This is a genomic window from Microbacterium sp. JZ37, assembly GCF_035188445.1.
In the GTDB taxonomy this organism is placed as follows: Bacteria; Actinomycetota; Actinomycetes; order Actinomycetales; family Microbacteriaceae; genus Microbacterium; species Microbacterium barkeri.
The window spans coordinates 105,109-131,908 of the sequence record NZ_CP045253.1 but is presented as its reverse complement, the minus strand read 5'-3'; the positions used below and the strand labels follow the sequence as shown (position 1 = coordinate 131,908).

26 protein-coding genes are annotated in these 26,800 nt (G+C 71.5%); 15 read left to right on the top strand and 11 right to left on the bottom strand.

What is annotated here, in order from left to right:
* Positions 1-2: 2 nt before the first annotated feature.
* Together GC092_RS00615 and sigK are read right to left on the bottom strand one after the other, a co-directional pair.
* On the bottom strand, positions 3-809 hold the full coding sequence (locus tag GC092_RS00615; protein ID WP_324013448.1) for an anti-sigma factor: 807 nt from the start codon (positions 807-809) through the stop codon (positions 3-5).
* Entirely contained in the window at positions 806-1,408 is a 603-nt protein-coding gene (gene sigK / locus GC092_RS00610; protein ID WP_271174179.1) for an ECF RNA polymerase sigma factor SigK, read from the bottom strand. The genes GC092_RS00615 and sigK overlap by 4 nt, the downstream gene beginning before the upstream one ends.
* A gap of 146 nt (positions 1,409-1,554) precedes the next feature.
* On the opposite strand from sigK, the gene GC092_RS00605 reads away from it, so the two are divergent.
* Together GC092_RS00605 and GC092_RS00600 are read left to right on the top strand one after the other, a co-directional pair.
* The gene (locus tag GC092_RS00605) at positions 1,555-2,244 is read left to right on the top strand and encodes a fasciclin domain-containing protein (protein WP_324013447.1); all 690 of its coding nucleotides are present in this window, start codon (positions 1,555-1,557) and stop codon (positions 2,242-2,244) included.
* 107 nt (positions 2,245-2,351) lie between these two features.
* Complete coding sequence (locus GC092_RS00600; RefSeq protein ID WP_324013446.1) at positions 2,352-3,125, top strand: hypothetical protein; 774 nt, start codon at positions 2,352-2,354, stop codon at positions 3,123-3,125.
* 138 nt (positions 3,126-3,263) lie between these two features.
* Here GC092_RS00600 and GC092_RS00595 read toward each other — a convergent pair whose 3' ends face one another.
* The 5 genes from GC092_RS00595 to GC092_RS00575 form a co-directional block, all read right to left on the bottom strand.
* Positions 3,264-4,364: a Gfo/Idh/MocA family protein gene (locus GC092_RS00595; RefSeq protein ID WP_324013444.1), complete on the bottom strand. Its 1,101-nt coding sequence runs from the start codon at positions 4,362-4,364 to the stop codon at positions 3,264-3,266.
* Positions 4,361-5,134 carry a ThuA domain-containing protein gene (locus tag GC092_RS00590; RefSeq protein WP_324013443.1) on the bottom strand — a complete coding sequence of 258 codons (774 nt, stop codon included), beginning with the start codon at positions 5,132-5,134 and terminating at the stop codon, positions 4,361-4,363. Before GC092_RS00590 ends, GC092_RS00595 begins: the two co-directional genes overlap by 4 nt.
* Before the next feature lie 29 nt (positions 5,135-5,163).
* Positions 5,164-6,018 carry a carbohydrate ABC transporter permease gene (locus GC092_RS00585; protein WP_324013441.1) on the bottom strand — a complete coding sequence of 285 codons (855 nt, stop codon included), beginning with the start codon at positions 6,016-6,018 and terminating at the stop codon, positions 5,164-5,166.
* A 10-nt stretch (positions 6,019-6,028) separates the two neighbouring features.
* Positions 6,029-6,946 (bottom strand): carbohydrate ABC transporter permease, encoded by a 918-nt coding sequence (locus GC092_RS00580; RefSeq protein WP_271174185.1) that lies wholly within the window; start codon positions 6,944-6,946, stop codon positions 6,029-6,031.
* A gap of 62 nt (positions 6,947-7,008) precedes the next feature.
* Positions 7,009-8,232: a sugar ABC transporter substrate-binding protein gene (locus GC092_RS00575; RefSeq protein ID WP_324013439.1), complete on the bottom strand. Its 1,224-nt coding sequence runs from the start codon at positions 8,230-8,232 to the stop codon at positions 7,009-7,011.
* Positions 8,233-8,392: 160 nt separating this feature from the next.
* On the opposite strand from GC092_RS00575, the gene GC092_RS00570 reads away from it, so the two are divergent.
* The 6 genes from GC092_RS00570 to GC092_RS00545 all read left to right on the top strand — a co-directional run bounded on the left by GC092_RS00570 (position 8,393) and on the right by GC092_RS00545 (position 13,744).
* Positions 8,393-9,409: a LacI family DNA-binding transcriptional regulator gene (locus GC092_RS00570; protein ID WP_271174187.1), complete on the top strand. Its 1,017-nt coding sequence runs from the start codon at positions 8,393-8,395 to the stop codon at positions 9,407-9,409.
* Positions 9,410-9,505: 96 nt separating this feature from the next.
* A complete protein-coding gene (locus tag GC092_RS00565) occupies positions 9,506-9,877 on the top strand; it encodes a GntR family transcriptional regulator (RefSeq protein WP_271174188.1) in 372 nt (123 codons plus the stop codon).
* 14 nt (positions 9,878-9,891) lie between these two features.
* Positions 9,892-10,803, top strand: a complete 912-nt coding sequence (locus GC092_RS00560; RefSeq protein ID WP_324013437.1) for an ABC transporter ATP-binding protein — start codon at positions 9,892-9,894, stop codon at positions 10,801-10,803.
* Positions 10,800-11,531 (top strand): hypothetical protein, encoded by a 732-nt coding sequence (locus GC092_RS00555; RefSeq protein ID WP_324013435.1) that lies wholly within the window; start codon positions 10,800-10,802, stop codon positions 11,529-11,531. The genes GC092_RS00560 and GC092_RS00555 overlap by 4 nt, the downstream gene beginning before the upstream one ends.
* Before the next feature lie 108 nt (positions 11,532-11,639).
* Positions 11,640-12,866 carry an NAD(P)/FAD-dependent oxidoreductase gene (locus GC092_RS00550; RefSeq protein WP_324013434.1) on the top strand — a complete coding sequence of 409 codons (1,227 nt, stop codon included), beginning with the start codon at positions 11,640-11,642 and terminating at the stop codon, positions 12,864-12,866.
* The gene (locus GC092_RS00545; RefSeq protein ID WP_324013433.1) at positions 12,863-13,744 is read left to right on the top strand and encodes an RNA polymerase sigma-70 factor; all 882 of its coding nucleotides are present in this window, start codon (positions 12,863-12,865) and stop codon (positions 13,742-13,744) included. Before GC092_RS00550 ends, GC092_RS00545 begins: the two co-directional genes overlap by 4 nt.
* Here GC092_RS00545 and GC092_RS00540 read toward each other — a convergent pair.
* The 4 genes from GC092_RS00540 to GC092_RS00525 form a co-directional block, all read right to left on the bottom strand.
* Positions 13,741-14,049, bottom strand: a complete 309-nt coding sequence (locus GC092_RS00540) for a chorismate mutase (RefSeq protein ID WP_282980542.1) — start codon at positions 14,047-14,049, stop codon at positions 13,741-13,743. The two genes, GC092_RS00545 and GC092_RS00540, sit on opposite strands and share 4 nt — an antisense overlap.
* Positions 14,050-14,069: 20 nt before the next feature.
* Complete coding sequence (locus GC092_RS00535; RefSeq protein WP_324013431.1) at positions 14,070-15,494, bottom strand: lactonase family protein; 1,425 nt, start codon at positions 15,492-15,494, stop codon at positions 14,070-14,072.
* A gap of 83 nt (positions 15,495-15,577) precedes the next feature.
* Complete coding sequence (locus GC092_RS00530) at positions 15,578-16,417, bottom strand: SMP-30/gluconolactonase/LRE family protein (protein WP_324013428.1); 840 nt, start codon at positions 16,415-16,417, stop codon at positions 15,578-15,580.
* 4 nt (positions 16,418-16,421) lie between these two features.
* Positions 16,422-17,705 carry an adenylosuccinate synthase gene (locus GC092_RS00525; RefSeq protein WP_282980546.1) on the bottom strand — a complete coding sequence of 428 codons (1,284 nt, stop codon included), beginning with the start codon at positions 17,703-17,705 and terminating at the stop codon, positions 16,422-16,424.
* A gap of 229 nt (positions 17,706-17,934) precedes the next feature.
* Between GC092_RS00525 and GC092_RS00520 the strand changes: the two genes are divergently transcribed.
* The 7 genes from GC092_RS00520 to GC092_RS00490 all read left to right on the top strand — a co-directional run bounded on the left by GC092_RS00520 (position 17,935) and on the right by GC092_RS00490 (position 26,765).
* Entirely contained in the window at positions 17,935-19,287 is a 1,353-nt protein-coding gene (locus GC092_RS00520; RefSeq protein WP_324013426.1) for a M20/M25/M40 family metallo-hydrolase, read from the top strand.
* A 210-nt stretch (positions 19,288-19,497) separates the two neighbouring features.
* Positions 19,498-21,111, top strand: coding sequence for an HNH endonuclease signature motif containing protein (locus tag GC092_RS00515; protein ID WP_324013424.1), 1,614 nt, complete (start codon positions 19,498-19,500; stop codon positions 21,109-21,111).
* Positions 21,112-21,338: 227 nt separating this feature from the next.
* Complete coding sequence (locus GC092_RS00510) at positions 21,339-22,814, top strand: amino acid ABC transporter substrate-binding protein/permease (protein ID WP_324013421.1); 1,476 nt, start codon at positions 21,339-21,341, stop codon at positions 22,812-22,814.
* Positions 22,811-23,539, top strand: coding sequence for an amino acid ABC transporter ATP-binding protein (locus tag GC092_RS00505; protein WP_324013420.1), 729 nt, complete (start codon positions 22,811-22,813; stop codon positions 23,537-23,539). The genes GC092_RS00510 and GC092_RS00505 overlap by 4 nt, the downstream gene beginning before the upstream one ends.
* A gap of 49 nt (positions 23,540-23,588) precedes the next feature.
* Positions 23,589-24,638 (top strand): aldo/keto reductase, encoded by a 1,050-nt coding sequence (locus GC092_RS00500; RefSeq protein ID WP_416383283.1) that lies wholly within the window; start codon positions 23,589-23,591, stop codon positions 24,636-24,638.
* A gap of 254 nt (positions 24,639-24,892) precedes the next feature.
* Positions 24,893-25,954 carry a D-cysteine desulfhydrase family protein gene (locus GC092_RS00495; RefSeq protein ID WP_324013418.1) on the top strand — a complete coding sequence of 354 codons (1,062 nt, stop codon included), beginning with the start codon at positions 24,893-24,895 and terminating at the stop codon, positions 25,952-25,954.
* 49 nt (positions 25,955-26,003) lie between these two features.
* Entirely contained in the window at positions 26,004-26,765 is a 762-nt protein-coding gene (locus GC092_RS00490; RefSeq protein ID WP_324013417.1) for a Pr6Pr family membrane protein, read from the top strand.
* Positions 26,766-26,800: the final 35 nt, after the last annotated feature.

Sequence of the window (26,800 nt, the reverse complement as noted above, 5' to 3'; positions counted from 1 at the left end):
GCTCAATCGGTCGGCATCACGGCGATCGGCTCGGTTGTCGGGACGCCGGTCGGCGACCCGCCCTCCTGCTCGATCGTCACGGCGACGACGTCGCCGGGCGCCAGCTCTCCGTCGAGCAGGAGCGGCTCGTCGACACCGCCGTCGAACACCCCTGCCGGGATCGGCTCGTCTCCGCGCACGAGCCAGAGCTCGTACTGGCGGCCCTCGTCGAGCGCCGGCGCCTCATCGGCGAGCACCACGACCTCGCCGACCGAGTGCGACCAGTGCATCTCGATCGCGCCCCCGCCCGGCAGTTCGCCCTCGAGCACCTGCCCGTCCTCGGCCTGCGCGATCTGCTCGAGCGCCACGACGGCGTCGGGCCGGTCGAGCAGGCGCCCGATCGTGAGCGCCGAGAGGCCGACCGCCGCGACGACCGCGACGGAGGCCGCGAGCGCGAACCAGCGGCGACGGCCCGGGCGCGCAGGCGCGGATGGCGCGGGCCCAGCAGGCTCGGATGCCGCGGGCTCGACGGCCTCGCCCGCCCGGGACCCCGCGGGCTCGGCAGGCGCGTCGGCGCTCTGCTCGGGGGTCACGTCCGCGGGAGCCGCGGCTCCCGCGATCCGCGCGAGCAGCTGGTCCCGGATGGCGGCGGGCGGCGCGACCTCGGGCGTCGCATCGGCGAGCAGCGCGGCGGTCTCCTCGTCGCGCTGCGCACGGGCGCGCAGCGCGGGATCCGCGGCGAGCGCCTGCTCGAGCCGGGCGGCGTCCTCGGGCGACAGCGCGTGGAGGGCGCGGCCGGCGAGCAGCTCGTCGAGATCCTTCTCGGTCATGCCGGCACCCCCATCCAGGTCCTCAGGCGCGACAGCCCGTCACGCATCCTCGTCTTCACCGTTCCCAGCGGCGTCGCGGTCATGGCCGCGATCTCGCTCTGCGAGTATCCCCCGTAGTACGCGAGGGTGAGCGCCTCGCGCTGCGCCTCCGGCAGGCTCTGGAGCGCCTCGACGACGCGTCGTCCCTCCATCCGGAGCTCCACATCCTCGGCGACCCCGTCGAACGGCACTCCGAGGTCCCGGAAGCCCACGCGAACATCCCGGTCGGTGCTCGCCTGCGCGGATCGCACGCGGTCGACCGCTCGGCCGTGCGCGATGGTGAGGACCCATGTCCTCCCCTGACCTCTGTTCGGAGAGAAGCGCGCGGCGGATTGCCAGATCTCCAGGAAGACCTCCTGCAGCACCTCCTCGCTCTGCGCGCGATCCACGAGCACCCGCAGGATGAGGCCGAAGACCCGGCCCGAGAGCATGTCGTAGAGCGACGCGAAGGCGCCCTGATCGCCGTCCGCGATGCGCACGAGGAGGTCCGCGACGTGGTCGACGGGTCCGTCGGCGTGCTCGCCCACCTCGACGCCGTCGATCACCATGCCCACAAGCATGCCGCATCCCCGTCACGGGGCGGTCCGCGGGCCATCCCGACGCGATTTCGAGATCGACCCATCCGATTCGCCGACCACCCCGAATACGTCGTGAAAGCCGAGAGGCACCGCCCCTCGGGGCACCCACCGTTGAAGAGGAGAACGCCATGTCCACGAAGAAGTCCACGTTCGCCGGCGCTGCCGTCCTGTCGCTCGTCGCCGTCTTCGGCCTCGCCGCCTGCAGCAGCGGCGCCACCACCGCCGAGGAGGAGCCGACGTCGGGCGATTCCGGCATGGTCGAGGAGTCGGCCGCGCCCGAGGAGACGACCCCCGAGGAGAGCCCCGAGACGATGGCCGACCCGGCCGCGAACCTCGTCGGCCCTGGTTGCGCCGACTACGCCGAGGCGGTGCCGGATGGCGCGGGCTCGATCGAGGGCATGTCCGCCGACCCCGTCGCGGTCGCGGCGTCGAACAACCCGCTGCTGACGACCCTCGTCTCGGCCGTGTCGGGAGAGCTGAACCCCGACGTGAACCTCGTCGACACGCTCAACGGCGACGAGTTCACGGTCTTCGCCCCCGTCGACGACGCGTTCGCGCAGATCGACGAGGCCACGATCGAGACGCTCAGCACCGACGCCGACCTGCTGACGTCGATCCTCACCTACCACGTCGTCCCCGGCCAGATCGCTCCCGACGCGATCGCCGGCACCCACACGACCGTTCAGGGCTCCGACCTCGAGGTGACCGGCTCGGGCGACGCCCTCATGGTGAACGACGCGACCGTCATCTGCGGCGGCGTCCAGACCGCCAACGCGACGGTCTACCTCGTCGACACGGTGCTCATGCCCGCGCAGTGACGTCCGAGGGGGGAGGGACAGCGGGCGGTCGGGCGCGAGCCCGGCCGCCCGCCGCGCACCCAGGAGCCTCTGCGTCTGCGCCCGAGTGCGCCGAGTATCCTCCGACCATGAAGGTCGCACGCGCAGCCGCCGCTCTCGCTCTCGCCGCCGCGATCGCGGGCTGCGCGGCCCAGACGCCGCCCGACGAGACGGCGCCCGAGGAGACCGCCGCACCCTCGCCGACGGCGGAGACCGCGCCGGCCACGGTGACGCCGACGCCCACTCCGAGCGGATGGACCGCGCCCGACTCGTGCGCGGGGATCGAGGCGGGCGCGACCGTCGACGGAGCGGACCTCGGTGCCTGCGTGCAGGACGTCCTCGTCGCGCAGGGGTCCGGGCGGATCAGCCTCAGCGGCCCGATGCTCCGCGGGACGGTGGACTTCACCTTCGAGCCCGACTATGCCTTCCACCTCGACGGCACGGGAGGCACCGACATCCCGTTCGACCTCTGGTTCGTCGACGGCGCGCACTGGCTCGACCGCGGCGACGGCGCCGTCGAGGCCGACGCGTCATCCGACGACCGCGACCAGCAGATCGCCGCCGAGGCCGCCGACTACGCGGCCCCGTTCTCGGATCCGCGGGCGATCGCCGAGCTCATCGCGGCGAGCCCCGCGTGGGAGGTGGCCGCAGAGCCGGCCGCCGCGGGCGTCTACCGCATCGCGAGCACCGCGCCGTTCCGCTGGAACGAGGTCGACGTCGACACGTTCGTCCTCCGCCTGGCGTCCGATGCGACGCCGCTGAGCGCCGAGGTCGCCCTCACCGTGCACGGCTTCGCCGGAACCGTGACGCAGACCTTCGAGCGGCTCGGTCAGCCCGTCGAGATCACGGCCCCGACGGGCTGAGCCGGGCACATCGGCGTTTCGACTCGCTCCGCTCGCTCAACGACCGAGAAAGACGAGCTCCCTCAACGACCGAGAAAGACGAGCTCCCTCAACGGCCGAGAAAGACGAGCTCCCTCAACGACCGCGTCGAAACATCGCTCACCGACGGGGAAGGAGCACCTCGGCGCGCCAGCGCTCGAGGACCTCGCGCACCGCGTCATCCTTCTCGTCGACGAGCGCGGCCTCGTACGCCTCCTCGATCACCGTCGCGATGCGCACGCGGCGGCCCGTCGAGGCCGAGCGCACCGCCGCCTCCACCATCGCGAGGCTCGCGACGTTCGACCGGGCGTCGGTCGAGGGCGTCTCCCCCGCGCGCACGGCGGCCACGAACTCGGCGAGCGAGCCCTCGATCTGCTCGGGAGCCGTGTCGAGCTCCTGCTCCACCGACCCGACGCCGATCTCCGCGCGCGGCGCGCCGTCGCCATCCCACTCGGCCGATCCGGCCTCGCCGCTGATGCGCCACCGGCCGTTCCAGGAGGTCTCGAGCCCCGGCGCGCACCAGCTCCCGCTGTAGGTGTAGCGCGCCCCGCCCTCGAACTCGAAGACCGCGACGGCGTTCGCGTCGCCGCGGTACCAGCTCCAGCTCGGGTTGTACTCCTCGGCGTACACCGCGACCGGGTCGCGGCCGATGAGATACCGCGCGGCATCGAACTGGTGGATGGCCATGTCGACGAGGAGCACGTGCTCCATCTCCTCGCGGAAGCCGCCGAAGTGCGGTGCCCGGAAGAAGTCGGTCGTCACGGCGCCGATCTCGCCGAGCCGCTCGGTCTGCCGCTTGAGGGCGCGCAGCCCGTCGAAGTACCGGCGCGACTGGCTGATCATGAGCAGACGGCCGTGCACCTCGGCGGCCGCCGCCTGGCGGAGGGCATCCGAGACGGTCGGCGCCGCCGGCTTCTCGCACAGCACGGGGTAGCCCGCGGCGAGCGCCTCGACGTTCACGGGCAGGTGGGCGACGGGCACCGTGACGTTCACGACGACGTCGGCGCCGACCGCGCGCGCGACCTCGGCCGCCGACGTGCCCACCGCGACGTCGGTCAGGCCCGCGTCGGCGAGCGCGTCGTGCGCGGTCGTCATGTTGAGGTCGACGAGGCCGACGAGCTCCGTCTCATCCGAGGCGGCGATCGCCCCGATCCAGGCCCGGCCCATCCCGCCGGCCCCGACCTGCACGACGCGCAGGCGGCCATCCGATTGTCCGGTCAATTGTGCATCGCCCCTTCGTAGCCGCGTCCGTTGTAGAAGTCCTCGGTCTCGTACCGCAGCAGCGTCGGCACGGAGCGCTCCGGACGAAGAGTCTGCGCCCATGCGACGCCGTTCGCGATGACCTTGCGCACCTCGGCCTGGTGGTACACGGGGTAGTCCTGGTCGCCCGGGCTGAAGTAGAAGATCTTGCCGAAGCCGCGGCGGTACGTCATGCCGCTGCGGAACACCTCGCCGCCCGAGAACGTCGAGAGGAACACGAGCTCGTCGGGGGCCGGCACGTCGAAGAACTCCCCGTACATCTCCTGCGCGGGGATGATGAACGGATGCGGCACGCCCTGCGCGATCGGGTGCGTCGGGTCGACCGTCCACACGATCTCGCGGTCGTCCTTCGACCGCCACCGCAGCGTGCACGTCGTGCCCATGAGCTTCCCGAAGATCTTCGACCAGTGCCCCGAGTGAAGCACGAGCAGGCCCATCCCCGCCAGGACGTGCTGGTGCACGCGCTCGACGACCTCGTCCGCCACCTCGCCGTGGGCCGCGTGCCCCCACCACACGAGCACGTCGGTCTCGGCGAGCACCTCCTCGGTGAGGCCGTGCTCGGGGTCGTCGAGGGTCACGGTGCGCACCGACACGCGGTCGCCGAGGTTCTCCTCGATGCCCTCCTTGATCGTCGTGTGCATGCCGTCGGGGTAGATGTCGCGCACGTTCTGCTGCACCTGCTCGTGGCGGTTCTCGCCCCAGACGATCACGCGGATCGGGTTGTTCGTCATCGATGTGTCCTTTCAGAGGTTCCGGAGGCTTACTTGACCGCGCCGCCCATCGCCCCGGCGGCGATGTAGCGCTGCGCGAGCAGCAGGAGGAGGATCGCGGGCAGCGACGACAGCACGGCCGTCGCCATCACGGCGCTCCAGTTCGACACCTGCGTGCCGAGGTACTGGTAGATGCCGAGGGTGACCGGGCGGATGTCGGGCGTCGTCGTGAGCGTCAGGGCGAAGAGGAAGTCGCTCCACGCGAAGAGGAACGCGAACAGGCCCGCCGTGATGAGCGCGTTCTTCGACACCGGCAGCACGATCGACCAGAACGCGCGGAACTGGCCAGCGCCATCCACGCGCGCGGCCTCGATGATCGAGGGGTGCACGTTCATCATGAACGCGCGCAGCACGAGGATCGCGAACGGGATCGCGTGCGAGGCGTCGGCGAGGATGAGCCCCGCGACGGTGTTGAGCAGCCCGAGGTCGTTGTACGCCGCATAGAGCGCGTTGGCGATGACGATGCCGGGGATCATCTGCGCGATGAGGATGACGAGCAGCGCGATGTTGATCCAGCGGTACCGGAACTGCGCGAGCGCGTACGCGGCCGGCGCCGCGATGCCGAGACTCACGACGACCGCGCCGACCGACACGATGAGGCTCGTGAGGAGGTTGCGGCCCTGGTCGGCGATCGCGCGCTCGTACCCCGCGAAGCTCGGCTCGAGCGGGATGAGCGCGGCATTGAGCGTGTTGCCGGACGGCTGCAGCGACGCGTTCACCATCCAGTAGACGGGGAACAGCATGATGCCGAGGAACAGCAGCCCGAGCGCGGTGTAGACGAGCGGACGCCGGCCGCCGGCCCGTCGAGCGGCACGGGGGTCGACCGTGATGAGTGCGGTGGTCATGGTCGTCTCCTTACTCGTCCACGGCCTTGCGGGTGCCGCGCAGGTACACGAACGCGAACACGAGCGAGATGAGGATGAGGATGTTGCTGAAGGCCGCGCCCACGCCGAACTCGAAGTCGATGAACGAGGTCTGGTACGAGCGGATGGCGATCGTCTGCGTCGCGTTCGCCGGCCCGCCGCCCGTGAGGCCGAGGATCACGTCGAGCACCTTGAGCGTGTAGACGACGCCGAGCACGAGCACGACGCCGATGACGGCGCGCAGGTTCGGCAGCGTGATGTGCCAGAACGCCTTCCACCCTGTGGCGCCGTCGAGCGACGCGGCCTCGTAGAGCTCGCCCGGGATGTCCTGCAGCCCGCCGTAGAGCAGCGTCACGTTGAACGGGATGCCGACCCAGATGTTCACGAGGATGACCGCGATGAGCGCGACGTCGGGGCTCGTGAGCCAGGGCACGGCGTTCAGCCCGATCGCCGTGAGGAACTGATTGAGGATGCCGCTGTCCTGATCGAGGATCGAGCGCCACGTCGCGCTCGCGACGATGAGCGGGAGCAGCCAGGGCAGCAGGAGCATCGCCCGCATGAAGCCGCTCAGCGGGAAGCGCTTCTGGAAGAACACGGCGAGCGCGAGGCCGATCACGAACTGGCCCGCGAGCGATCCGAGCGTGAACAGCAGGGTGTTGACGATGGCCGGCCAGAAGAGGTTGCTCGTGACCGCCGTGACGTAGTTCTGGAGGCCGACCCAGGGCGCCTCGCCCGTGAAGAAGGTCTTGGTCGTGTACTCCTGGAAGCTCATCATCAGGTTCTTGACGATGGGGTAGCCGAAGTACAGCAGGATGTAGACCCCCGCGGGGATCACGAAGAGCGCCTTGACGAAGTCGTCGCGCTGCAGCCGTCGGCGCGGACGTCGCGCGGTGGACGGGATCGAGGTCATCAGCGTCCTCTTCCTCGGGCCGGCCGGGCGCTCGCGCGCCCGGCCGGACGACGGGTGGTGGATCAGCCCTGCGAGGCCTGCTCGAAGGCCTCGGCCGGCGTGGCCTTGCCGGTGATCGCGAGCTGGATCGCGTCGTAGATCACGGTGGCGGCCTCCGGCCAGTCCTCGCCGAGCTTGCCGGTGCGGGCGCGGGCGTCCTTGATCTGCTCCGCGAAGGCGGCCATCTCGGGCACCTGCTCGACGTAGTCGTCGATGAGGTCGGTGCGCGTCGGCACGAGGTAGCGGCTCTCGGCGAGCGACATCGAGATGTCGGGGCTCGACATGCACTCGACGAACTCGGCCGCCTTCGCCTGCTTCGCCTCGTCGCCGGTCTGCGGGACGGTCCACACCTCGCCGCCGAGCGGGGCCACGGGCGTCTGGCCCTCCTCGTTCACGGGCACCTGCACCGAGTCCCACTCGACGTCGGTCTCGGCGAGCGCGGGGATCTGCCACGGGCCGTTGATCATCATCGCGGCCTTGCCCGCGACGAACTGGTCCTTGACGTCGCCCTGCTTCCAGTTGACGACGCTCGGCGAGGCGGATCCCGACTCGACGAGGTCGACCCACAGCTGCAGCGCCTCGGCGACCTCGGGGCTCGTGAGGTCGGTCTCGTCGCCGCCGTTCGTCCACATGAACGGCAGGAACTGCCAGCTGCCCTCGTAGTTCGCGATGGCCGAGAACGCGATGCCGTACTGGTCGCCCTGCGTGAGCTTGGCGGCGGCGTCCTTGAGCTCGTCCCACGTCTTCGGCGGCTCGATGCCGGCCTCCTCGAGCGCGGTCACGTTGTAGAACAGGCCGAGCGTGTTGACGGCCGGCCCGATGCCGTAGACCTCGCCCTCGTACGTCGCGGCGTCGAGGATCCCCTGCGCGAAGCCCGAGGTGTCGACATCGAAGTCGCTGAGCGGCGCGAGGCCGCCGGTCGCGGCGATCTCCTGCACGTCGGGGTTGTCGAGCATGAGCACGTCGGGCAGCGTGCGCGACGACGAGCGCTGGAGGACGGTCTGGATGAGGTCGGCGCCGGGGACGGTCTCGCGGTCCAGCTCGACGCCGACCTCGGCGGCGCACGTGTCGAGGGCCTCCTGCACGAGGGTCTTGTCGGGCTCGTTGTTGTAGTAGTCGAGCACGGTGAGCGTGTCGGCGTCGCCGGAGCCCTGGCCGCCGCCTGCCCCGCCGCTGCACGCGGCGAGAGCGAGGGGGACGGCGGCGAGGGCCGCGGTGGCGGTGAGAGCGCGGGTCCTGGTGCGCATGGCGATACTCCTTCGTACGCGGTGGCGGGGGCGGATCCAGCGCTTCCCCTTCGGGCGGTTAAGCGCTTAGATGCTGTGTGAAAGAGTATGGGTTCGGGAGCGGTAAGTTGTCAACCCCACGGTTTGCCCCGACTCGATCTGGGGAGAGGAGGATGATCGGATGGCCACGATGCAGCAGGTCGCGGAGCGCGCGGGCGTGTCGATCGCGACGGTCTCGTTCGTCGTGAACGGCTCGAAGAAGGTGCTCCCTCACACCCGCGAGCGCGTCGAGGCAGCCATGCGCGAGCTCGGCTACTCGCGGAACCACGCCGGCAGCGCCCTCGCCCGCGGGCGGACCGACATCATCGCGCTCCTCTACCCGGCCTTCGAGCGGAACCTCAGCGGAACGGCCATGACGTTCTTCACGAGCGCCGCCGACCGCGCACGCGAGCGCGGGTACACGCTCGTGCTCTGGCCCGCACACAACGAGGCGGCGGAGATCACCGAGCTCACCGCGAGCGGCCTCGTCGACGGCGTGCTCCTCATGGAGGTCCAGCTCGAGGACGGGCGAGTCGACCGCCTCAAGGAGGGACGCACGCCCTTCGCCCTCATCGGGCGCACGCAGGATCCGGAGGGGATGGCCTGGGTCGACGTCGACTTCGCCTCCTCGGTCGAGACCGCGATCGAGGAGCTCGTCGCGCTCGGCCACACGTCGATCCTCTACATCTCCGGCGCGACCGAGAAGCGCTTCGTGGCGCACGGAGGCGTGGCCCGCGCCCGCGAGTCGTATCTCCAGACCATGGCGCAGTCGGGGCTCACGGCGACGACGCTGACCTGCGGGGAGAACTCGGCGGCCGGTCGCCTCCTCGCCGCCGAGCTCGTGGAGCACCACCCCGACGCGACCGCGATCATCCTCATGAACGAGCATGCCGCGCCCGGGCTCGCGATCGGGCTCGCGCAGCACGGCGTGAGGGTGCCCGACGACCTGTCGATCATCTCGATCGGCACATCGGCGCACATGGCCTCGATGGCCGAGCCCGTCCTCACCCACATGGACTCCCCCGCCGCCGAGCTCGGCCGGCTCGGTGTCGACGCGATCATCGAGCGCATCAACGAGCCCGACCGGCCGCTGCCGCAGACGCTCATCCCCTGCACGCCCGGCGAGGGCGCCTCCGTCGCGCGCGCTCCCCGCCGCTGACCGCAGCCATCCGAGATCCCTCTCGAAGAGGGGTTGACGCGCGCCCGCTTCCATGGTTCATTAGTCGAGTAACTAACCGACCAACCGGAGGTCGCCGTGATCGAAGAAGGCAAGCCCCTGTTCGTGCAGATCGCCGAGCAGGTCGAGGACTCGATCGTCGACGGGAGCCTCGCCGAAGAGGCGCAGGCGCCGTCCACGAACGAGCTCGCCGCCTTCTACCGGATCAACCCGGCGACCGCCGCGAAGGGAGTGAACATGCTCGTCGACAAGGGAGTTCTCTACAAGCGCCGCGGCATCGGCATGTTCGTCTCCCCGGGGGCGCGCGAGCTGCTGCTCGGCGAGCGGCGCAGCGCGTTCGCCGACCGCTACGTGCAGCCCCTGCTCGTCGAAGCCCGCAAGCTCGGGCTCGGGCCCGACGACGTCGCCGACCTCGTGCGCGAGCACGCCGCCCAGACCGCCTCTTCGTGATCGAGAAGGACACCATGAACCCCGTCATCGAGGTCCGGAACCTCACCAAGCGCTACAAGGACAAGCTCGCCCTCGACGATGTCAGCTTCGACATCGAGAAGGACACGATCTACGGCTTCCTCGGCCGCAACGGCGCCGGCAAGACGACCGCCATGTCGATCCTCACGGCCCAGAACTTCGCCACGAGCGGCGAGGTCCGCGTCTTCGGCGAGCGCCCCTACGAGAACGCGCACGTGCTCAGCCGCATGTGCTTCGTGCGGGAGAGCCAGAAGTACCCCGACGACGCGACCCCGCGTCACGCGCTGGCCGCCGCGCGGCTGTTCTTCCCGCACTGGGATCAGGACTTCGCCGACGCCCTCGTCGACGACTTCCAGCTGCCGCTCAAGCGCACGATCAAGAAGCTCTCCCGCGGCCAGCTCTCGGCCGTCGGCGTGATCATCGGGCTCGCCTCGCGCGCCGAGATCACGTTCTTCGACGAGCCCTATCTCGGGCTCGACGCGGTCGCGCGGCAGATCTTCTACGACCGGCTGATCGCCGACTACGCCGAGCACCCGCGGACGATCCTCCTCTCGAGCCACCTGATCGACGAGGTCGCCAACCTCATCGAGCGCGTGCTCGTGATCGACGACGGCCGCATCATCATGGACGAGTCGACCGACGACGCCCGCGCGCAGGCCACCAACGTGGTCGGCGACGCCGCGGCTGTGGAGGCGGCCATCCGCGGCCGGGAGGTCATCCACCGCGAGAGCCTCGGCCGCGTGACCTCGGTCACCTTCCTCGGGCCGATCGACGACGCCGAGCGGGCCGAGCTCGCGGCAGCCGGCCTCGACCTCGCCCCCGTCTCCCTGCAGCAGCTCATCGTCCGGCGCACGCAGCGCACCTCCGCGCACGCCGGCGCCGGCGCCCAGGAAGGAGCACTCCGATGACCGCTCTCTCGACCCCCGAGCACGTCACGCCGCACGGCCGCACGCTCAAGGTCGTGCGCCTGCAGTTCATCAACACGCAGACCTTCATCTGGGTGCCGCTGATGGTGCTCGGCGGCGCGTGGCTCGTGACCCTGCTCGTGTACCTGATCCTCGCGGGCGCCGGCGTCGACGGCCCCAAGTACGGCGGCGGATCGCAGGCCCCGATGTGGTACTTCGCGGTGGTGGGCGCGTACGCCATGACGCTCACCTTCCCGTTCTCGCAGGCGATGAGCCTCACGCGGCGCGAGTTCTTCCTCGGCTCGATGATCGCCGCGGCCGTGAGCGCGCTCGGCCTCTCGGCGGTGTTCGTCGCCATCGGCCTCTTCGAGCAGGCGACCGGCGGGTACGGGATCAACGGCTACTTCGCGTACCTCGACTGGGTGTGGGAGGCGGGTGCCCTCGGCGCCGGCTTCACGTTCTTCGTCCTGACGATGCTGTTCTTCACGGTCGGCTTCTGGTTCGCGACGATCTACAAGCGGTTCGGGCCCGCCATGCTGACGGCCGCGATCCTCGCCTCGGTGCTCCTGCTCGTGGGCATCGCCGCGCTCATCACGTGGCAGCAGGCCTGGCCCGAGGTCGGGGCCTGGATCGTCGAGAGCGGCGCCGTCGGGCTGTCGCTGTGGGGCCTCCTGCTCGGCGCGGTGCTCGCGGCGGGGTCGTACGCGACGCTGCGGCGGATGCCCGCCTGACCGCGGATGGCGATGGCCGCTTCCCGAGGGAGGCGGCCATCGCCGCGTCCTGTCACACATCCGCCCCGGCCGGCGTCTCCATGTCGAAGGCTCGACAGAGGAGGCATCATGGGGAACGTGACGGGACGCAGGACCGAGGTCGTCGTCATCGGCGGCGGCTACGCGGGAGTGCTGGCGGCGAACCGCCTCACTCGCCGCGACGACGTGGCGGTGACGCTCGTGAACGCGCGCGATCGCTTCGTCGAGCGGGTGCGTCTCCACCAGCTCGTGGGCGGATCGGATGACGCCGTCGTCGACTTCGGCGACCTGCTCGCGAAGCGGGTCCGCCTCGTCGTCGACACCGTGACCGAGATCGACGCGCCCCGCCGCCGGCTCGTGCTCGAGAAGGGCGAGCCGCTCGCGTACGACTACCTCGTCTACGCCGTGGGCAGCACGAGCGGCCCGCTCGAGGTGCCCGGCGCCGCGGAGCACGCACTCCCGCTCGCGACGCTCGAGGAGGCTGAGCGGGTGCGCGCGGCACTCCGGAGCACTCCCGTCGACGCGCCCCTCGTCGTCGTGGGCTCGGGCCCGCTCGGCGTCGAGACCGCCGCGGAGCTCGCCGAGCTCGGCCGCCGCGTGACGCTCGTGTGCGGGCGCGTTCTCAGCCCGTACAGCCCCGAGAGCGCGCGCCGGACCATCCGCCGCCGTCTCGAGAGTCTCGGGGTGCAGCTGCTCGAGGGGACGACCGCCGTGCGCGTCACGCGCGCATCCGTCGAGCTCGCCGACGGGCGCTCGACGCCGAGCGCGGTCACGATCTGGACCGCGGGCTTCGCCGCCGCGGATCTCGCGCGCCGCAGCGGCCTCTCGACCGACGCGGACGGCCGACTGCTCGCCGACGAGACGCTCACGAGCATCGACGACGACTGCATCGTCGCGACCGGCGACGCGGTCTCGCCGCAGGGCGTGCCGCTGCGGATGAGCTGCCAGGCCGCGCTGCCGCTCGGGTCGCACGCGGCCGACACGGTGCTGCAGCGGATCGCGGGAGGCACGCCCGCCGGCTTCGACCGCGGCATCGCGGCGATGTGCGTGAGCCTCGGGCGCCGCTTCGGCGTGTTCCAGTTCGCGCGCTTCGACGACACCGCCATCCGGCTGCACGTGCCCGGCCGACTCGGTGCGCTCCTCAAGGAGGAGGCGTGCAAGAGCCCGATCTCGCAGATCAGGGCCGAGGCGCGCCGCCCCGGCACGCATCGGTGGCCGGTCAAGGACGGCCGGCGCGCCGAGCGCGTGCGCGCCGCGGCGGATGGCAGGGGCCGGCTCCGCGAGAGCGGCGAGCGCCCGGCGGCGAGCGCGGCATGAGCACCCCCGCGACCGAGGCGTTCGTCCGCCACCGCAACCTGCTCTTCACCGTCGCGTACGAGATGCTCGGCTCCGCCGCCGACGCCGAGGACGTGCTGCAGGAGGCGTGGCTGCGCTGGTCGGGTGTGGACCGGGACGAGGTCCGCGACGAGCGCGCGTACCTCGTGCGGATCGTCACGCGCCTGTCTCTCGATCAGATCCGGACGCTGAGCCGCCGCAAGGAGACCTATGTCGGCGAGTGGCTGCCCGAGCCGCTGCGGACGACCCCCGACGTCGCCGAGGATGTCGAGCTCGCCGAGAGCGTGTCGATGGCGCTCATGGTCGTGCTCGAGACGCTCGCACCCACCGAGCGGGCCGTGTTCGTGCTGAGGGAGGCGTTCGGGTTCGACTACGCCGAGATCGCCGAGTCGCTCGACAAGTCGCCCGCGGCCATCCGCCAGATCGCGCATCGCGCGCGGGCGCACGTGGAGGCCCGCCGCCCCCGGCAGACCGTGTCGACGCGCGAGGCGCGCGTCGCCGTCGCGGCGATGCAGCGGGCGATCGAGGCCGGCGACTTCCAGGCGCTGCTCGACGTGCTCGCGCCCGACGTCGTCATGATCGCCGACGGCGGCGGCCGGAAGCGGGCCGCGGTGCGCCCGATCGTGGGCGCCGACCGCGTCGTGCGCCTGCTCACGGGCGGCATGGCGAAGCACGGCGGGGTGCTGACCTCGGCGCCCGCCGACCTCAACGGCACGCCGGCGCTGCTGCTGTCGGTCGACGGGGAGGTCGACGGGGCCCTGGCCCTGCGCGTCGAGGACGGCCTCGTCACGGGGCTCTACTACGTGCGGAACCCCGAGAAGCTCTCGCGCATCGCGACCGAGACGGCGCTCTCGCGCTAGCTCTGGCGCTCCTCGGCCGCGGCCTCGTGGTGGCGGATGACTTCGGCGACGACGAAGTTGAACCACTTCTCGGCGAACTCGGGGTCGAGGTGCGCGGCCTCGGCGAGCGCGCGCAGCCGCGCGACCTGCTGCTCCTCGCGCTTCGGGTCGGACGCCGGGAGGGCGTGCTCGGCCTTGAGGCGGCCGACCTGCTGCGTGCAGCGGAAGCGCTCGGCGAGCATGTAGACGAGCGCGGCGTCGATGTTGTCGATGCTGGCGCGCAGGCGCAGCAGCTCGGCGCGGGCTTCCTCGTCGTTCAGGCTCATGCCATCGAGGGTACCGGCCCTCAGCGCGTGGGCAGGAGGTGCGTCGGCGTCGCCAGCGGCAGGCGGTGCCGCGGCCGGGAGGGCACGCCCGTGCGCGTGTCGAGCGGGAGCGAGACGATCTCGCTCGACCCCTGGCCCGCGACGAGCAGGGCGTCGCGCCCGACGAAGTGGTGCCGCGGCGTCACGACGCCCGCCTCGACGAGCGCGACCTGATCGAGAGATCCGCCGTCGCCTCGCACCCTCAGCACGGCGATCGTGTCGCTGCCGCGCAGGCCCGCGTAGAGGAACTCGCCGTCGCGCGAGCGGGCCAGCTCGGCGCCGGTGTCGCCGGCGAGCGATGCGCCCGACGCGGGCGATCCGCCGCGCAGCGCCCAGCGGCCATCCCGATCGCGCCCGAGCACGAAGACCTCGCCCGAGAACTCGGTGAGCACGTAGACGTACCCGCTCGGATGCAGCACCATGTGCCGCGGCCCGGTGCCGAACGGGAGCACGACCTCGTGGTGCGGCGCGAGCCCGCGCGCCGAGTGCCGCCAGAAGCGCACGAGGTCGTAGCCGAGGTCGGTCGTCGCGACGAGCCCACCGGGCAGGAAGAGCGCCGAATGCGCGCGAGACGGCCGGGGCTCGGATGGCGCGCGGCCCCCCGCCTCCGGGTCGCCATCCGCGGCGCGCGCGTCTCGGAGGAGCGTCTCGAGGCCGCCGTCGTCGTCGCGCTTCGCGAGGAGGTCGCGCACGGCGGGATCGTCGAACGGGTCGGACGCGCCCTGGCCGAGCGCGGCGAGGAGGCCTGCCAGACCGTCGTCCTCCGTGTTCCCCGCGAGCATCGAGGCGATCCGGCTCGGGTCGGCGTCGCCCTCGACGAGCGCGCGCAGGTCCATCGCGCCCTCCCATGACGGCTGCGCGCTCTGCTCGCCCGCGAGGAGGGCCGCGATGTCGGTCGGCTCGGCACCCTGCGCCAGGAGGTCCTTCACGTCCACCGTGCCCTCGCCCTCGAGCGCCGCCCCGAGGTCGGGCTCGGGCGCCGCGGCGTACGGGTCGGCGGCCGCGGCGCCGAGCGTCGGTGCAGCGAGCGTTCCGTCCGTACGCAGCGGGACGTGCACGACTCGTCCATCGCCCCAGCACGACGCGATGAGGTGCGAGCCGTCGGCGGCGACCGCGAGATGACACACGGCGGCTCCCGCCTCGACGGCGTCGCCGTGCGGTGTCAGGGAGACCTCCCCCGTCCGCGTGAACGCGGCGATCCGGCCGTCCGCCTCGAGCGCGGCGTAGACGACGTCGCGGGTCGGATGAGCGGCGAGCCACGACGCCGATTCGGCGCGCGCGGCGAGGCCGCGGTCGGCGAGCATGCCTCCGGCGAGCGGCGACTCTGCCTCCCCCGCCGTGATGAGCGAGATGCCCTCGGACTCCCCGCCCTGCGCAGGGCCCCAGCCGCCGATCCAGAACTTCATGTGGCCATCCTCTCGCGCCGGGGCGCCTCCCCGCTGCCGGACGGGTGACGCGCGGGGCGCCTCCCCGCGGGTCGCCGTGCGGGCTACGCCGGCCCGCGGTTCGCCGTGCGGATGCGGTAGAGGCTCGTCGTCGCCGTGATGAAGAGCTCGTCGCGGTCGGCGCCGCCGAAGCACACGTTCGACACGACCTCGGGCACGGCGATGAAGGCCGACTCGCGGCCGTCGGGCTCGTACACGTGCACGCCGTCGCCGGCCGACGACCACACGCGGCCGTCGACGTCGATCGCGATGCCGTCGGAGTGGCCCACGGCCGGTGCGGCGAACCGACGGCCGTTCCCCACCGCGACACCCTCCACGTCGTAGGCGTGGATCGCAGGGGCGGCACCCGTGTCGGTCACGTAGAGGATCGCGCCGTCGGGCGAGAACGCGATGCCGTTGGGGCGGTCGAGGTCGCGGACGACGGGCGCGAGCGTGCCGTCGGGACCGAGCCGGAACACCCAGCACGCCCCGTACTCGCGCTCACCCGGGTGCCCCTCGAGCGGCTGCGTGATGCCGTAGTCGGGGTCCGTGAACCAGTACGCGCCGTCCGCGGCGATGGCGACGTCGTTCGGGGAGTTGAGCCGCACGCCGTCGTACCCGTCCGCGAGAGCCGACACCGTGCCATCCGCCCGCTCCCGCTCGAGCCGCCGACGGCCGTGCGAGCACTGCACGACGCTGCCGTCCCGATCGAGCGCGCGCCCGTTCGTGAACTCGACGCCCGTGCGGTGCTCGGTCGCGTCGCCGGTCGCCGCATCCCACCGGAGGATGCGGTCGCCCGGGATGTCGCTCCAGCGCACGCAGCCCTCGTCGGGGACCCACAGCGGCCCCTCGCACCAGGTTCCGCCCGTCCAGAGCCGCTCAAGCGCGGCGCCCGCGGCGATCACGCGCTCAGATGAGGTCGTGGCGCACGATCACCTGGTCGCGGCCGGGGCCGACGCCGATGACCGAGATGCGCGTGCCGCTCATCTCCTCGAGCGCGAGCACGTAGTCCTGCGCGGTCTGCGGCAGGTCCTCGAACGTGCGCGCCGAGGAGATGTCCTCGCTCCAGCCCGCGTAGTGCTCGAGGATCGGCGTCGCGTGGTGGAAGTCGCTCTGGTTGACCGGCACCTCGTCGAAGCGCTCGCCGTTCACGTCGTATGCGACGCACACGGGGATCTTCTCGAGCCCCGTGAGGATGTCGAGCTTCGTGAGGACGAGGTCGGTGATGCCGTTGATGCGGGTCGCGTAGCGCGTGATGGGGGCGTCGTACCAGCCCACCCGGCGCGGGCGCCCGGTCGTCGTGCCGAACTCGAAGCCGGCCGCACGCAGCCAGTCGCCCTGCTCGTCGAAGAGCTCGGTCGGGAACGGGCCCGACCCGACGCGCGTCGTGTAGGCCTTGACGATGCCGACGATGCGGTCGAGGCGGCCGGGGCCGACGCCCGATCCGGTCGCGGCTCCGCCCGCGGTCGCCGACGACGACGTCACGAACGGGTAGGTGCCGTGGTCGATGTCGAGCATGGTGGCCTGGCCGCCCTCGAACACCACGACCTCGCCCGCGTCGAGCGCCTGGTTGAGGAGGAGGCCGGTGTCGCACACCATCGGGCGCAGGCGCTCGGCGTACGACAGGAGGTCCTCGACGATCTCGTCGCACGTGATGCCGCGCCGGTTGAAGACCTTCACGAGCAGGTGGTTCTTCTGCTCGAGCGCGCCCTCGACCTTCTGGCGGAGGATGCTCTCGTCGAACAGGTCCTGCACGCGGATGCCGACGCGGTTGATCTTGTCGGCATACGCGGGGCCGATGCCGCGCCCGGTCGTGCCGATCTGGCGCTTGCCGAGGAAGCGCTCGGTGACCTTGTCGAGCGTGCGGTGGTACTGCGTGATGATGTGCGCGTTCGCGCTCACGCGGAGCTTCGAGACGTCGATGCCGCGCGCCGAGAGCGCGTCGAGCTCGGCGAAGAGCACCTCGAGGTCGATGACGACGCCGTTGCCGATGACGGGGTTCACGCCGGGGCTCAGGATGCCGGAGGGCAGGAGGTGCAGGGCGTACTTCTCGTCGCCGATGACGACGGTGTGCCCGGCGTTGTTGCCGCCGTTGAACTTGACGACCCAGTCGGTCCGCTCGCCGAGCAGATCGGTCGCCTTGCCCTTGCCCTCGTCGCCCCACTGGACGCCCACGATCACGATGCCCGGCATGGAATACCCCCTGATGGGTCGTTGTGCCCGGATGCCCGGAACGGCTCCCGGCGGAGGCGTGCGTGTGCCGCGGCGCTCTCCCTGGCCATCCTATCGGGGGCGGTCCGCGGCGCCCGCTGAGCTGCCACGGGGCGTCATCGGCCTCGGGATTGCCAGCGTTCTCCGATACCGTCGAGGGGATGCGCATGTGGAACCTCCCTCTCCAGCCGGCGCGGATGGCGGCGGCGCGATGAGCGCGCGCCTCGGGCTGCAGACGGCTCAGCTTCTGCAGGAGATGATCCGCAACGCGGCGGTGAACGACGGCCGTCCGGACTCCGGCCACGAGATCCGCCAGGTGCGCACCCTGCAGAGCTTCTTCGAGGGGTCCGGGCTCGACGGCGTCGTCGTCGAGCCGCACCCGGGCCGCGGCAGCCTCATCATCCGCATCCCGGGCACCGACCCGCACGCGCCCTCCCTCGCCCTTCTCGGGCACACCGACGTCGTGCCCGTCGAGGAGGCCGGATGGGAGCGCGATCCGTTCGGCGGCGAGATCGTCGACGGCGTGCTGTGGGGCCGCGGCGCGATCGACATGCTCAACCTCACGGCGGCCTACGCCGTCGTGACGCGGGAGATCGCACGGCAGCGGTTCCGCCCGCGCGGCGACCTCGTCTTCGCCGCCGTCGCCGATGAGGAGAACGGCGGCCACTACGGCGCCGGCTGGCTCACCGAGCACCGGCTCGACCTCATCGACGCCGACTACGTGCTGACCGAGTCGGGCGGCGCCCCGGCCGGCGGCAAGCCCGCGATCGGCATCATGATCGGCGAGAAGGGCCAGGCGCCGCGCACGCTGCGCGTCACGGGCGTCCCGGGCCACGGATCAGCCCCGTGGGGGTCGCGCAACGCCGCCGTCATCGCGGCCGAGGCCGTCGCGCGCATCGCGCGGTTCCGCACGCCGACCGTGATCACGCCGCAGTGGCACGCGTACGCCGACGCGCTCGAGCTCGACGCGGAGACGACCGCGAAGCTGCAGGATCCCGAGCGCCTCTACGAGGGCCTGCCCGCGACCGGCCTGCTGCAGGGGTTCGCGCACGCGTCGACGCACACGACCATCTCGCCGAACGTCGTGCACGCGGGCGACAAGCTCAACGTGATCCCCGGCGAGGCGACCGTGCGTCTCGACATCCGCGTCCTCCCCGATGTCGACGCGGCGGATATCGACGGCTATCTGCGCGAGGCGCTCGGCGACCTGCTCGAGAACGTGCGCATCGAGGGCGACGAGTTCGTGCAGTCGACCGTCTCGCCCACCGACACTCCTCTCTTCGACGTGCTGCGCGGGGCGGTCCGGCGCGCGCGCCCCGACGCCGACCTGCTGCCGATGCTCGCCGCGGGCGGCACGGATGGGCGCTTCTACCGCCTGCGCGGCGTGCCGGCCTACGGCTTCGGCGTGCTCAGCGACCGCTGGGACTACGGCAAGTTCCGCACCCTCTTCCACGGGCACAACGAGCGCATCGACCTCGAGTCGCTCGACCTCACGGTGGACGCGATCGACCACGTCGTGCGCGAGTTCCTCGGGCGGGATCACGGCGTGCGCGTGAAGCGCTGAGCGCACCCGCATCTCCCCTGCGCACGCGGCTGCGTGCCGAGGTGCGCTGTCGTTTGGTGTGCAGGCGTCTGGTGTGCCTGTCGTCTGGTGTGCTGTCGTCTGGTGTGCTGGGTGGATGTCGGTGGTGTGTGCTAGCGCTCGTCGCAGAAACATCCCGATCAGGGGAAGAAAAGTGTTGCGTTCGTCGTATCGATGTTCTATGCTGAATGCATGGCGAAGGAGCCAGGATTCGAACCTCTCTTCCCGGGCGTGGCGGTCCGGGACGCGCTGACGCGACTGGAAGGCCTGGCCGAGAGCGTGCGCGGGGTGACGGACGCGGACCTGATCGCGCTCGCGGGGGAGGTCGAGCACCTCGGGCGCACGCTCGATGCGCTGCGCACCCGGGTCGCGGGAGAGATCGATGCCCGCTCCCGCCGCGGTGACGACGACCCGCTCGCGGGCCGGTACGGGTGCCGCACCGGGCTCGAGCTGCTCGAACGGCTCACCGGGGCGTCGAACCGGGAGCTGCGCGGGCGGGTGCGGCTGGATGAAGCCACCCGCACCCGCACCACCCTGACCGGGCAGGACCTCGATCCCCGGTGCGTGCACGTGGCCGCCGGGCTCGCGTCCGGGCTGCTCGGCGCGGAAGCGGCCGCGGGGATCGTGAAGGCCGTCGACACCGCCCGCCGCGGCGGCGGGCACCCCGACCGGGTCGAGCTCATGGAACGCCACCTCGTCGCCCTCGCCACCGGCACCATCACCCCCGACACCGACCCCGACCCGGACACCGACACCGACACGGACACCGGCCCCGACACGGACACGGGTATGGAGGCGGGCGTCGGCGACGCGGACGCGATGGCGGGGCGGGATCCGCTGGAGGAGCTCGCGCCGGTCCCGCCGCTGTCGGTGAACGTGCACGCGCAGGCGTGGATCGACGTGCTCACCGCCGACGGCACCGAACCCGACCCCGACCGGCCCGAACGCGAACGCACCCTCACCCTCACACCCCTGCCCAGCGGAGCCTTCCGCGTCAACGGCACCCTCGTCCCCGAAGCCGGCGCCCTCCTGCAGAACCTCCTCTCCGCCCACACCAACCCCGCCCGCAACGTCACCTTCACCGAAACCCGCGACACGGGCTCAGGCGAAGTCGATCCGAGCGACGACCCGGGCGCGGATGGCGCGGAGTTCGGTCCGGTCATGCCGGACACCCGCTCGCCCGGGCAGAAACGCCACGACGCGTTCTTCGCGATGATCCAGGCCGCCTCACGCGCCGCAGAGACCCCCGCCCTCGGCGGCGCCGCCCCCACCGTCATGATCCACATCACCGCCGACGACCTCACCACCACAGACACCGACACCGGCGCCGGCCGGCGCGGCATCGCGCACCTCGACGGCGTCGACGCGCCCGTCCCCGCCACCGTGGCCCGCCGGATCGGATGCACCGGCGACATCCTCCGCGCCCTCTTCACCCCCGAAGGGCGCATCCTCGAACTGCGCAGCATCCAACGCTGCTTCACCCCCACCCAACGCAAAGCGATCGTCGCCCGCGACGGAGGCTGCATCATCCCCGGCTGCACCATCCCCGCCGCCTGGTGCGAAATCCACCACGTCCAAGACCACGCCCAAGGCGGACCCACCGAAACCGACAACGGCGTCCTGCTCTGCTGGTGGCACCACCACCACCTCGACACCTCCGGCTGGAACATCCACATGCACCACGGCGTGCCCTACATCGTCCCGCCCCGCTGGATCGACCGCGACTGCACACCCCGCCCCGCACAAGGATCCGCCACCCGCATACGCACCCGCATCCGCCGCACCCTCACCCGCATCCGCACCTGACCCACCACGGCATGACGCAGCGCCCCCCGCTTCGCGCCTCGAACCGCCCGCTTCGCACCTCAAGCCGCCGCTCCGCACCTCGAACGGCCGCGGCCCGTCGCGCTCGAGCGTGCGCGGTGAACGATCCGGGTTCCTTCTCTCGCTGGCCGGGCAGGCCACGGTTTAGGGTGGAGGGTCGCCGGCCGCCCGCAGGGCCGGGCGAGTCCACCACGAGGAGAACACACATCGTGCATCAGATCACCGACCGCGCTGCCCGGCTGCGCACGGCAGGCCGGCGGGCGGGGACGGCTCTCATCGCGTCCGCGATCGCCGTCGTCTCCCTCCTGGGCGGCGCGTCCGCCGCAACGGCCGCCGAAGAGGGCGAGACCTACGTCATCGGCACCGACACCACGTATGCGCCATTCGAATTCACGAACAGCGACGGCGACCTCGTCGGCATCGACATGGACCTCCTGCGCGCCATCGCCGAGGATCAGGGTTTCGAGGTCGAGATCCGACAGCTCGGCTTCGACGCGGCCGTGCAGGCTCTTCAGGCCAATCAGGTCGACGCCGTCATGGCGGGCATGTCGATCACCCCTGAGCGCCAGGAGACCTTCGACTTCAGCGACCCCTACTTCACCGGCGGCATCCAGCTCGGCGTCCTCGAGGGCAGCCCGATCGAGTCGTACGAGGATCTCGAGGGCGAGACCGTCGCCGTGAAGACCGGCACGCAGGGCCAGACCTTCGCTGAGGAGATCAAAGACCAGTACGGCTTCCGCGTGAGCCCCTACCAGGACACGACCGACATGGTCGACGCCGTCAAGGCCGGCCAGGCCGTCGGGTACTTCGAGGACTACCCGGTGCTCGCGTACGGCATCCAGCAGGGGTCGGGCTTCGAGCTGGTCGGCGAGCCCGAGCTCGGCGGCGAGTACGGCATGGCCGTCAACAAGGGCGAGAACGGCGAGCTCATCGAGATGTTCAACGCCGGTCTCGCGAACCTCCAGGAGTCGGGCGAGTACGACGAGATCCTCGACACCTACATCGGCACGGGCAGTGACGCGGCGGCACCCGCGGATATCTTCTCCGTCGCCGCGAAGTACTGGCCCGCCCTCATGGAGGGCCTCTGGCTGACCATCCTGTCAACGATCATCGCGATCATCGCCGCCTTCGTGCTCGGCATCGTGTTCGGCTTCGGCCGCATCTCGAAGATCGCGCCGTACCGCTGGATCGCCACGGCCTACGTGTACGTCTTCCGTGGCACGCCGATCCTCGTGCAGGCGTTCTTCGTCTTCTTCGCCGTGCCGCAGCTCTTCCCCGGGCTGCAGTTCAACCCGTTCGTCGCGGGCGCGATCACCCTCTCGCTCAACACCGGCGCGTACATGACCGAGGTCATCCGCGGCGGCATCCAGGCCGTCGACCCCGGTCAGGCGGAGGCGTCGCGGTCGCTCGGCCTCGGCCACGCCAAGACGATGCAGAAGGTCGTCCTCCCGCAGGCGTTCCGCATCATGATCCCCTCCTTCGTCAACCAGGGCATCATCACGCTCAAGGACACGTCGCTCCTCAGCGTCATCGGCCTCGCCGAGCTGACCTTCCAGTCGCGCCAGATCATCGCGAGCACCTACCTGTCGGCGCAGGTCCTGACCATCGTCGCCGTCATCTACTTCGTCGTCATCACCCTGCTCACGGTTCTCGCGAACCGCCTCGAGAGGAAGTTCAACGCATGAGCAAGATCGTCGTGAAGGACCTCCACAAGTCGTTCGGCGACAACAAGGTCCTCAAGGGCATCGACCTGGCGGTCGCTGAAGGCGAGGTCGTCGCCGTCATCGGGCCCTCCGGGTCGGGCAAGTCGACGCTGCTGCGCTGCCTCAACAAGCTCGAGGAGCCCACGGCCGGCCACGTCATCATCGACGGCGTCGACCTCATGGACAAGAGCGTCAAGCTCGACGACGTGCGTCAGCGCATCGGCATGGTGTTCCAGCACTTCAACCTGTTCCCGCACATGACGGTGCTCGAGAACATCACGCTCGCTCCCGTCGAGCTGGGACGCATGACCAAGGCTCAGGCGAAGGAGCGCGCGCTCGCGCTGCTCGAGCGGGTCGGGCTGGCCGAGAAGGCGAACGCTCGTCCCGCGTCGCTGTCGGGTGGGCAGAAGCAGCGCGTCGCCATCGCCCGCGCGCTCGCGATGGACCCCGAGGTCATGCTCTTCGACGAGGCGACGAGCGCCCTGGACCCCGAGATGGTCGGCGAGGTGCTGCAGGTCATCCGCGACCTCGCCGCGGGCGGCATGACGATGGTGCTCGTCACGCATGAGATGGGCTTCGCGCGCGAGGTCTCGCACCGCACGGTCTTCATGGACGGGGGCGTCGTGGTCGAGGCCGCACCGCCCGCCGAGCTGTTCGGCAACCCGAGGAACGAGCGGCTCAAGGACTTCCTCTCGAAGGTGCTCTGACCGCATTCGACGGCCCCGACGGGGGCGGATGGCCGGTACGCTCGCGTTCGTGAGCGCAACCGACACCCGGACATCCGCCCTCGTCGAGCTCGGAGACGGCCTGCGCGTCTCACCGCAGGGATACGGCGGCATGTCCCTCACCGACGTGTACGGCCCGATCTCCGATGACGACGCCCTCCGCACGCTCACGCACGCGGTCGATGCCGGCGTGACGTTCATCGACACCGCGAACGTCTATGGCGAGGGCCGCAGCGAGCGCATCATCTCGCGGCTCCTCGCCACGCGTCGCGACGAGGTGCAGCTCGCGACGAAGTGCGGCATCGTGCCCGGCGGCCGCATCGGCGAGAGGTCGGTGCGCGGCGACCGCGCCCACATCCGCGAGCAGATCGACCTCAGCCTCAGCCGCCTCGGCACCGACCACGTCGACCTCTACTACCAGCACCGCGTCGATCCGAACGTGCCCATCGAGGAGACCGTCGGCGCGTTCGCTGAGCTCGTGCAGGAGGGCAAGGTCCTGCACATCGGCCTCTCGGAGCCGACCGGAGACGAGCTGCGCCGGGCCGCTGCGGTCCATCCGATCGCCGCCGTGCAGAGCGAGTGGAGCATCGTCAGCCGCGACGTCGAAGCGCACGTCGTCTCGGCAGCGCGCGAGCTCGGCGTGGGCTTCGTGCCCTACTCCCCGCTCAGCAGGCAGTGGCTCACCGGCGCGTTCGACGCCGCGGCGATGGTCGAGGGCGACGGGCGGCCGAAGTTCCCGCGCTTCGCGCCCGAGGCACTCGCAGCCAACGCGCCGATCCTCGCCGAGGTCCGCGCCCTCGCGGACGAAGCCGGCGTGACACCCGCACAGCTCGCGCTCGCCTGGCTCGCCGCGAAGGGCGAGCAGCTGGGGCTCCCGGTCGTGCCCATCCCCGGCACCCGCTTCGCCGACCGCGTCGACGAGAACCTCGGCGCCGTCGGAGTGCGCCTCGACCCGGAGATCGTCGCGCGACTCGACGGCATCGCAGACCGGGTCACGGCGCACCGCTCGTTCGACCCGCTGTGGGTCTCGGATGGCCGCGAGCAGCCGGGCGCTCCGCAGAACCCGCGGCCGACCACCTGACCGTCAGGCCCGTTCGTCGACGAGCGGCTGCAGCGCGAGCGCCGCGACGACCGCGATGAGCGGAAGGGCGACGAGCGCCTGCAGGATCGCTTCCATGATGCCTCCTCCCCGGATGCGCCCTGCATCCAGGCCTCCAGAGAACAGGCCGCGCCCCAGCGGCGCCCCGGTGCGGGCTCAGAATGGCCTGCGCGGAGCCTGATGAGGTCGCAGGGAACGCTCGGAATCCCCTGACGATGCCGCCTATGCTGACGGGCATGACCGCCGATGCGCTCCTCGACCCGCTCTTCCTCGACATCGCGGATCCGGCCATCCGAGACCTCCGCACCCTGCGCGAGGATCTCGCGGTCGCGCCGACGCCCCTGCAGCCGCTCGACCGGCTGCGCGACAAGCTGGGCGGCGGTCCGCGGCTCTGGGTCAAGCGCGACGACCTGACGGGTCTCGCCCTGGGCGGCAACAAGACGCGCAAGCTCGAGTACCTCCTCGCCGACGCACGGCAGCACCGCGCCGACGTGCTCGTCACGGTCGGCGCCGGCCAGTCGAACCACGCCCGCCAGACGGCGGCCGCCGCGGCCAAGGCGGGGCTCGAGTGCGTCCTCGTGCTGAGGGTGCCCGCCGACGCGACGCCCGAGTACCGCGGCTCGGGCAACGTGCTCCTCGACCGAGCGCTCGGGGCGCAGGTCGTGCTCGTCGAGGAGACGGCGGATGACGCGCACCCCGAGATCGCGGCAGCCGACGCGGTCGTCGCGCAGCTGCGGCAGGACGGGCTCCGGCCGTACCTCATCCCGACGGGGGGCTCGACGCCGGTCGGCGCCCTCGGGTACCTCGAGTCGTACGCGGAGCTCGCCGACAGCGGCCGCGCCTTCGACGAGATCGTCTTCGCGAACGGCAGCGGCGGCACGCACGCGGGCCTCCTCGCGGCCCGTGAGCTGCTTCCCGGCGCCGGTCGCCCGCGGATCCACGGCGTCGCCGTCTCGCCCGAGGTCGACGCCCTGACCGACACCGTCGAGTGGATCTCGCGCGAGGTGCTCGGGTTCTTCGGGCGCGAGCCCGCGGAGTCGCCCTGGCTCGACGCGGCGCACATCGGCCCGGGCTACGGGGTCCTGACCGAGGGCGGCACCGAGGCCATCCAGCTCTTCGCGCGCACCGAGGGCATCCTCCTCGACCCGGTCTACACGGGGAAGGCGGCGGCCGCGCTCATCGCCGGGGTCCGCTCCGGCGCGTACTCCGACGACGAGGACGTGCTGTTCCTGCACACGGGCGGCACTCCTGCGCTGTTCGCGCACGCTCCCGCGCTCACGGAGGCGTTCTCGAGCTGAGCCGCGCGGTGCTCCCGCCCTGCCCTTCCCGGCGGATAGTCTCGGCGGCATGACCGCAGATTCGCGCGCCTGGACCACGGCATGGCAGATCGCGCGCATCGCGACCGCGATCGCCCTGGTCTCGGCGACCGCTGCGCAGTTCTCGCGGACGGTCGGCAACGCGCTGACGAAGACGGAGGCGCACGCGTCTCACCTGCCGACCGTGATCGCGAACTTCTTCAGCTACTTCACGATCGAGTCGAACCTCTCGAGCGCCATCCTGCTCGTGGTCGCCGCGATCTGGACGTGGACCCGCGGCCGCGACGGCCGCCGCGAGCCCGCCGGGCTGTCGCTTCTGCTCGCCTGCGTCTCGACGTACATGATCGTGACGGGCGTCGTCTACAACATCCTCCTTCGCGGCATCGAGGACCCGACGACCTCGGTCGCGTGGGCGAACGAGGTGCTCCACGTCGTCGGCCCGCTCTTCCTGCTCGCCGACGTGCTCGTCGCCCCGCGACGCGGCGCCCTGCCCTGGCGCGCGCTGGCCGTCGTGATCGCCTTCCCCGTCGTCTGGGCCGTGTACACGCTGGTCCGCGCGAACGCGATCACGGGGCCGGCGACCGGCAACCCCTGGTGGTACCCGTATCCGTTCCTCGATCCGCACCTCCAGGGCGGATACGGCGGGGTCGCGCTGTACATCGTCGGCATCGCCGCGGCCATGGGCGTCATCGGCGCGGCCGTCATCGGGGTGGGGCGCTGGCGCGCAGCGCGCACGGCGACCGAGCGGATGGCCGCTGGCCGGCTCCCCGAGGAGCGCACGCCGATCGCGTAGCGCCGGATGGCCGCCGAATCGGGCGGGGAGCCGCG

What these genes read in the sequence shown, in the direction of transcription:
- GC092_RS00555 (WP_324013435.1), top strand. Translation starts at nt 10,800, where the DNA reads ATGACCGCTCTCTCGACCCCCGAGCACGTCACGCCGCACGGCCGCACG.
- sigK (WP_271174179.1), bottom strand. Translation starts at nt 1,408, where the DNA reads ATGCTTGTGGGCATGGTGATCGACGGCGTCGAGGTGGGCGAGCACGCC.
- GC092_RS00585 (WP_324013441.1), bottom strand. Translation starts at nt 6,018, where the DNA reads ATGACCACCGCACTCATCACGGTCGACCCCCGTGCCGCTCGACGGGCC.
- GC092_RS00615 (WP_324013448.1), bottom strand. Translation starts at nt 809, where the DNA reads ATGACCGAGAAGGATCTCGACGAGCTGCTCGCCGGCCGCGCCCTCCAC.
- GC092_RS00550 (WP_324013434.1), top strand. Translation starts at nt 11,640, where the DNA reads ATGGGGAACGTGACGGGACGCAGGACCGAGGTCGTCGTCATCGGCGGC.
- GC092_RS00520 (WP_324013426.1), top strand. Translation starts at nt 17,935, where the DNA reads ATGAGCGCGCGCCTCGGGCTGCAGACGGCTCAGCTTCTGCAGGAGATG.
- GC092_RS00570 (WP_271174187.1), top strand. Translation starts at nt 8,393, where the DNA reads ATGGCCACGATGCAGCAGGTCGCGGAGCGCGCGGGCGTGTCGATCGCG.
- GC092_RS00580 (WP_271174185.1), bottom strand. Translation starts at nt 6,946, where the DNA reads ATGACCTCGATCCCGTCCACCGCGCGACGTCCGCGCCGACGGCTGCAG.
- GC092_RS00515 (WP_324013424.1), top strand. Translation starts at nt 19,498, where the DNA reads ATGGCGAAGGAGCCAGGATTCGAACCTCTCTTCCCGGGCGTGGCGGTC.
- GC092_RS00560 (WP_324013437.1), top strand. Translation starts at nt 9,892, where the DNA reads ATGAACCCCGTCATCGAGGTCCGGAACCTCACCAAGCGCTACAAGGAC.
- GC092_RS00505 (WP_324013420.1), top strand. Translation starts at nt 22,811, where the DNA reads ATGAGCAAGATCGTCGTGAAGGACCTCCACAAGTCGTTCGGCGACAAC.
- GC092_RS00540 (WP_282980542.1), bottom strand. Translation starts at nt 14,049, where the DNA reads ATGAGCCTGAACGACGAGGAAGCCCGCGCCGAGCTGCTGCGCCTGCGC.
- GC092_RS00575 (WP_324013439.1), bottom strand. Translation starts at nt 8,232, where the DNA reads ATGCGCACCAGGACCCGCGCTCTCACCGCCACCGCGGCCCTCGCCGCC.
- GC092_RS00490 (WP_324013417.1), top strand. Translation starts at nt 26,004, where the DNA reads ATGACCGCAGATTCGCGCGCCTGGACCACGGCATGGCAGATCGCGCGC.
- GC092_RS00535 (WP_324013431.1), bottom strand. Translation starts at nt 15,494, where the DNA reads ATGAAGTTCTGGATCGGCGGCTGGGGCCCTGCGCAGGGCGGGGAGTCC.
- GC092_RS00525 (WP_282980546.1), bottom strand. Translation starts at nt 17,705, where the DNA reads ATGCCGGGCATCGTGATCGTGGGCGTCCAGTGGGGCGACGAGGGCAAG.
- GC092_RS00545 (WP_324013433.1), top strand. Translation starts at nt 12,863, where the DNA reads ATGAGCACCCCCGCGACCGAGGCGTTCGTCCGCCACCGCAACCTGCTC.
- GC092_RS00495 (WP_324013418.1), top strand. Translation starts at nt 24,893, where the DNA reads ATGACCGCCGATGCGCTCCTCGACCCGCTCTTCCTCGACATCGCGGAT.
- GC092_RS00605 (WP_324013447.1), top strand. Translation starts at nt 1,555, where the DNA reads ATGTCCACGAAGAAGTCCACGTTCGCCGGCGCTGCCGTCCTGTCGCTC.
- GC092_RS00600 (WP_324013446.1), top strand. Translation starts at nt 2,352, where the DNA reads ATGAAGGTCGCACGCGCAGCCGCCGCTCTCGCTCTCGCCGCCGCGATC.
- GC092_RS00590 (WP_324013443.1), bottom strand. Translation starts at nt 5,134, where the DNA reads ATGACGAACAACCCGATCCGCGTGATCGTCTGGGGCGAGAACCGCCAC.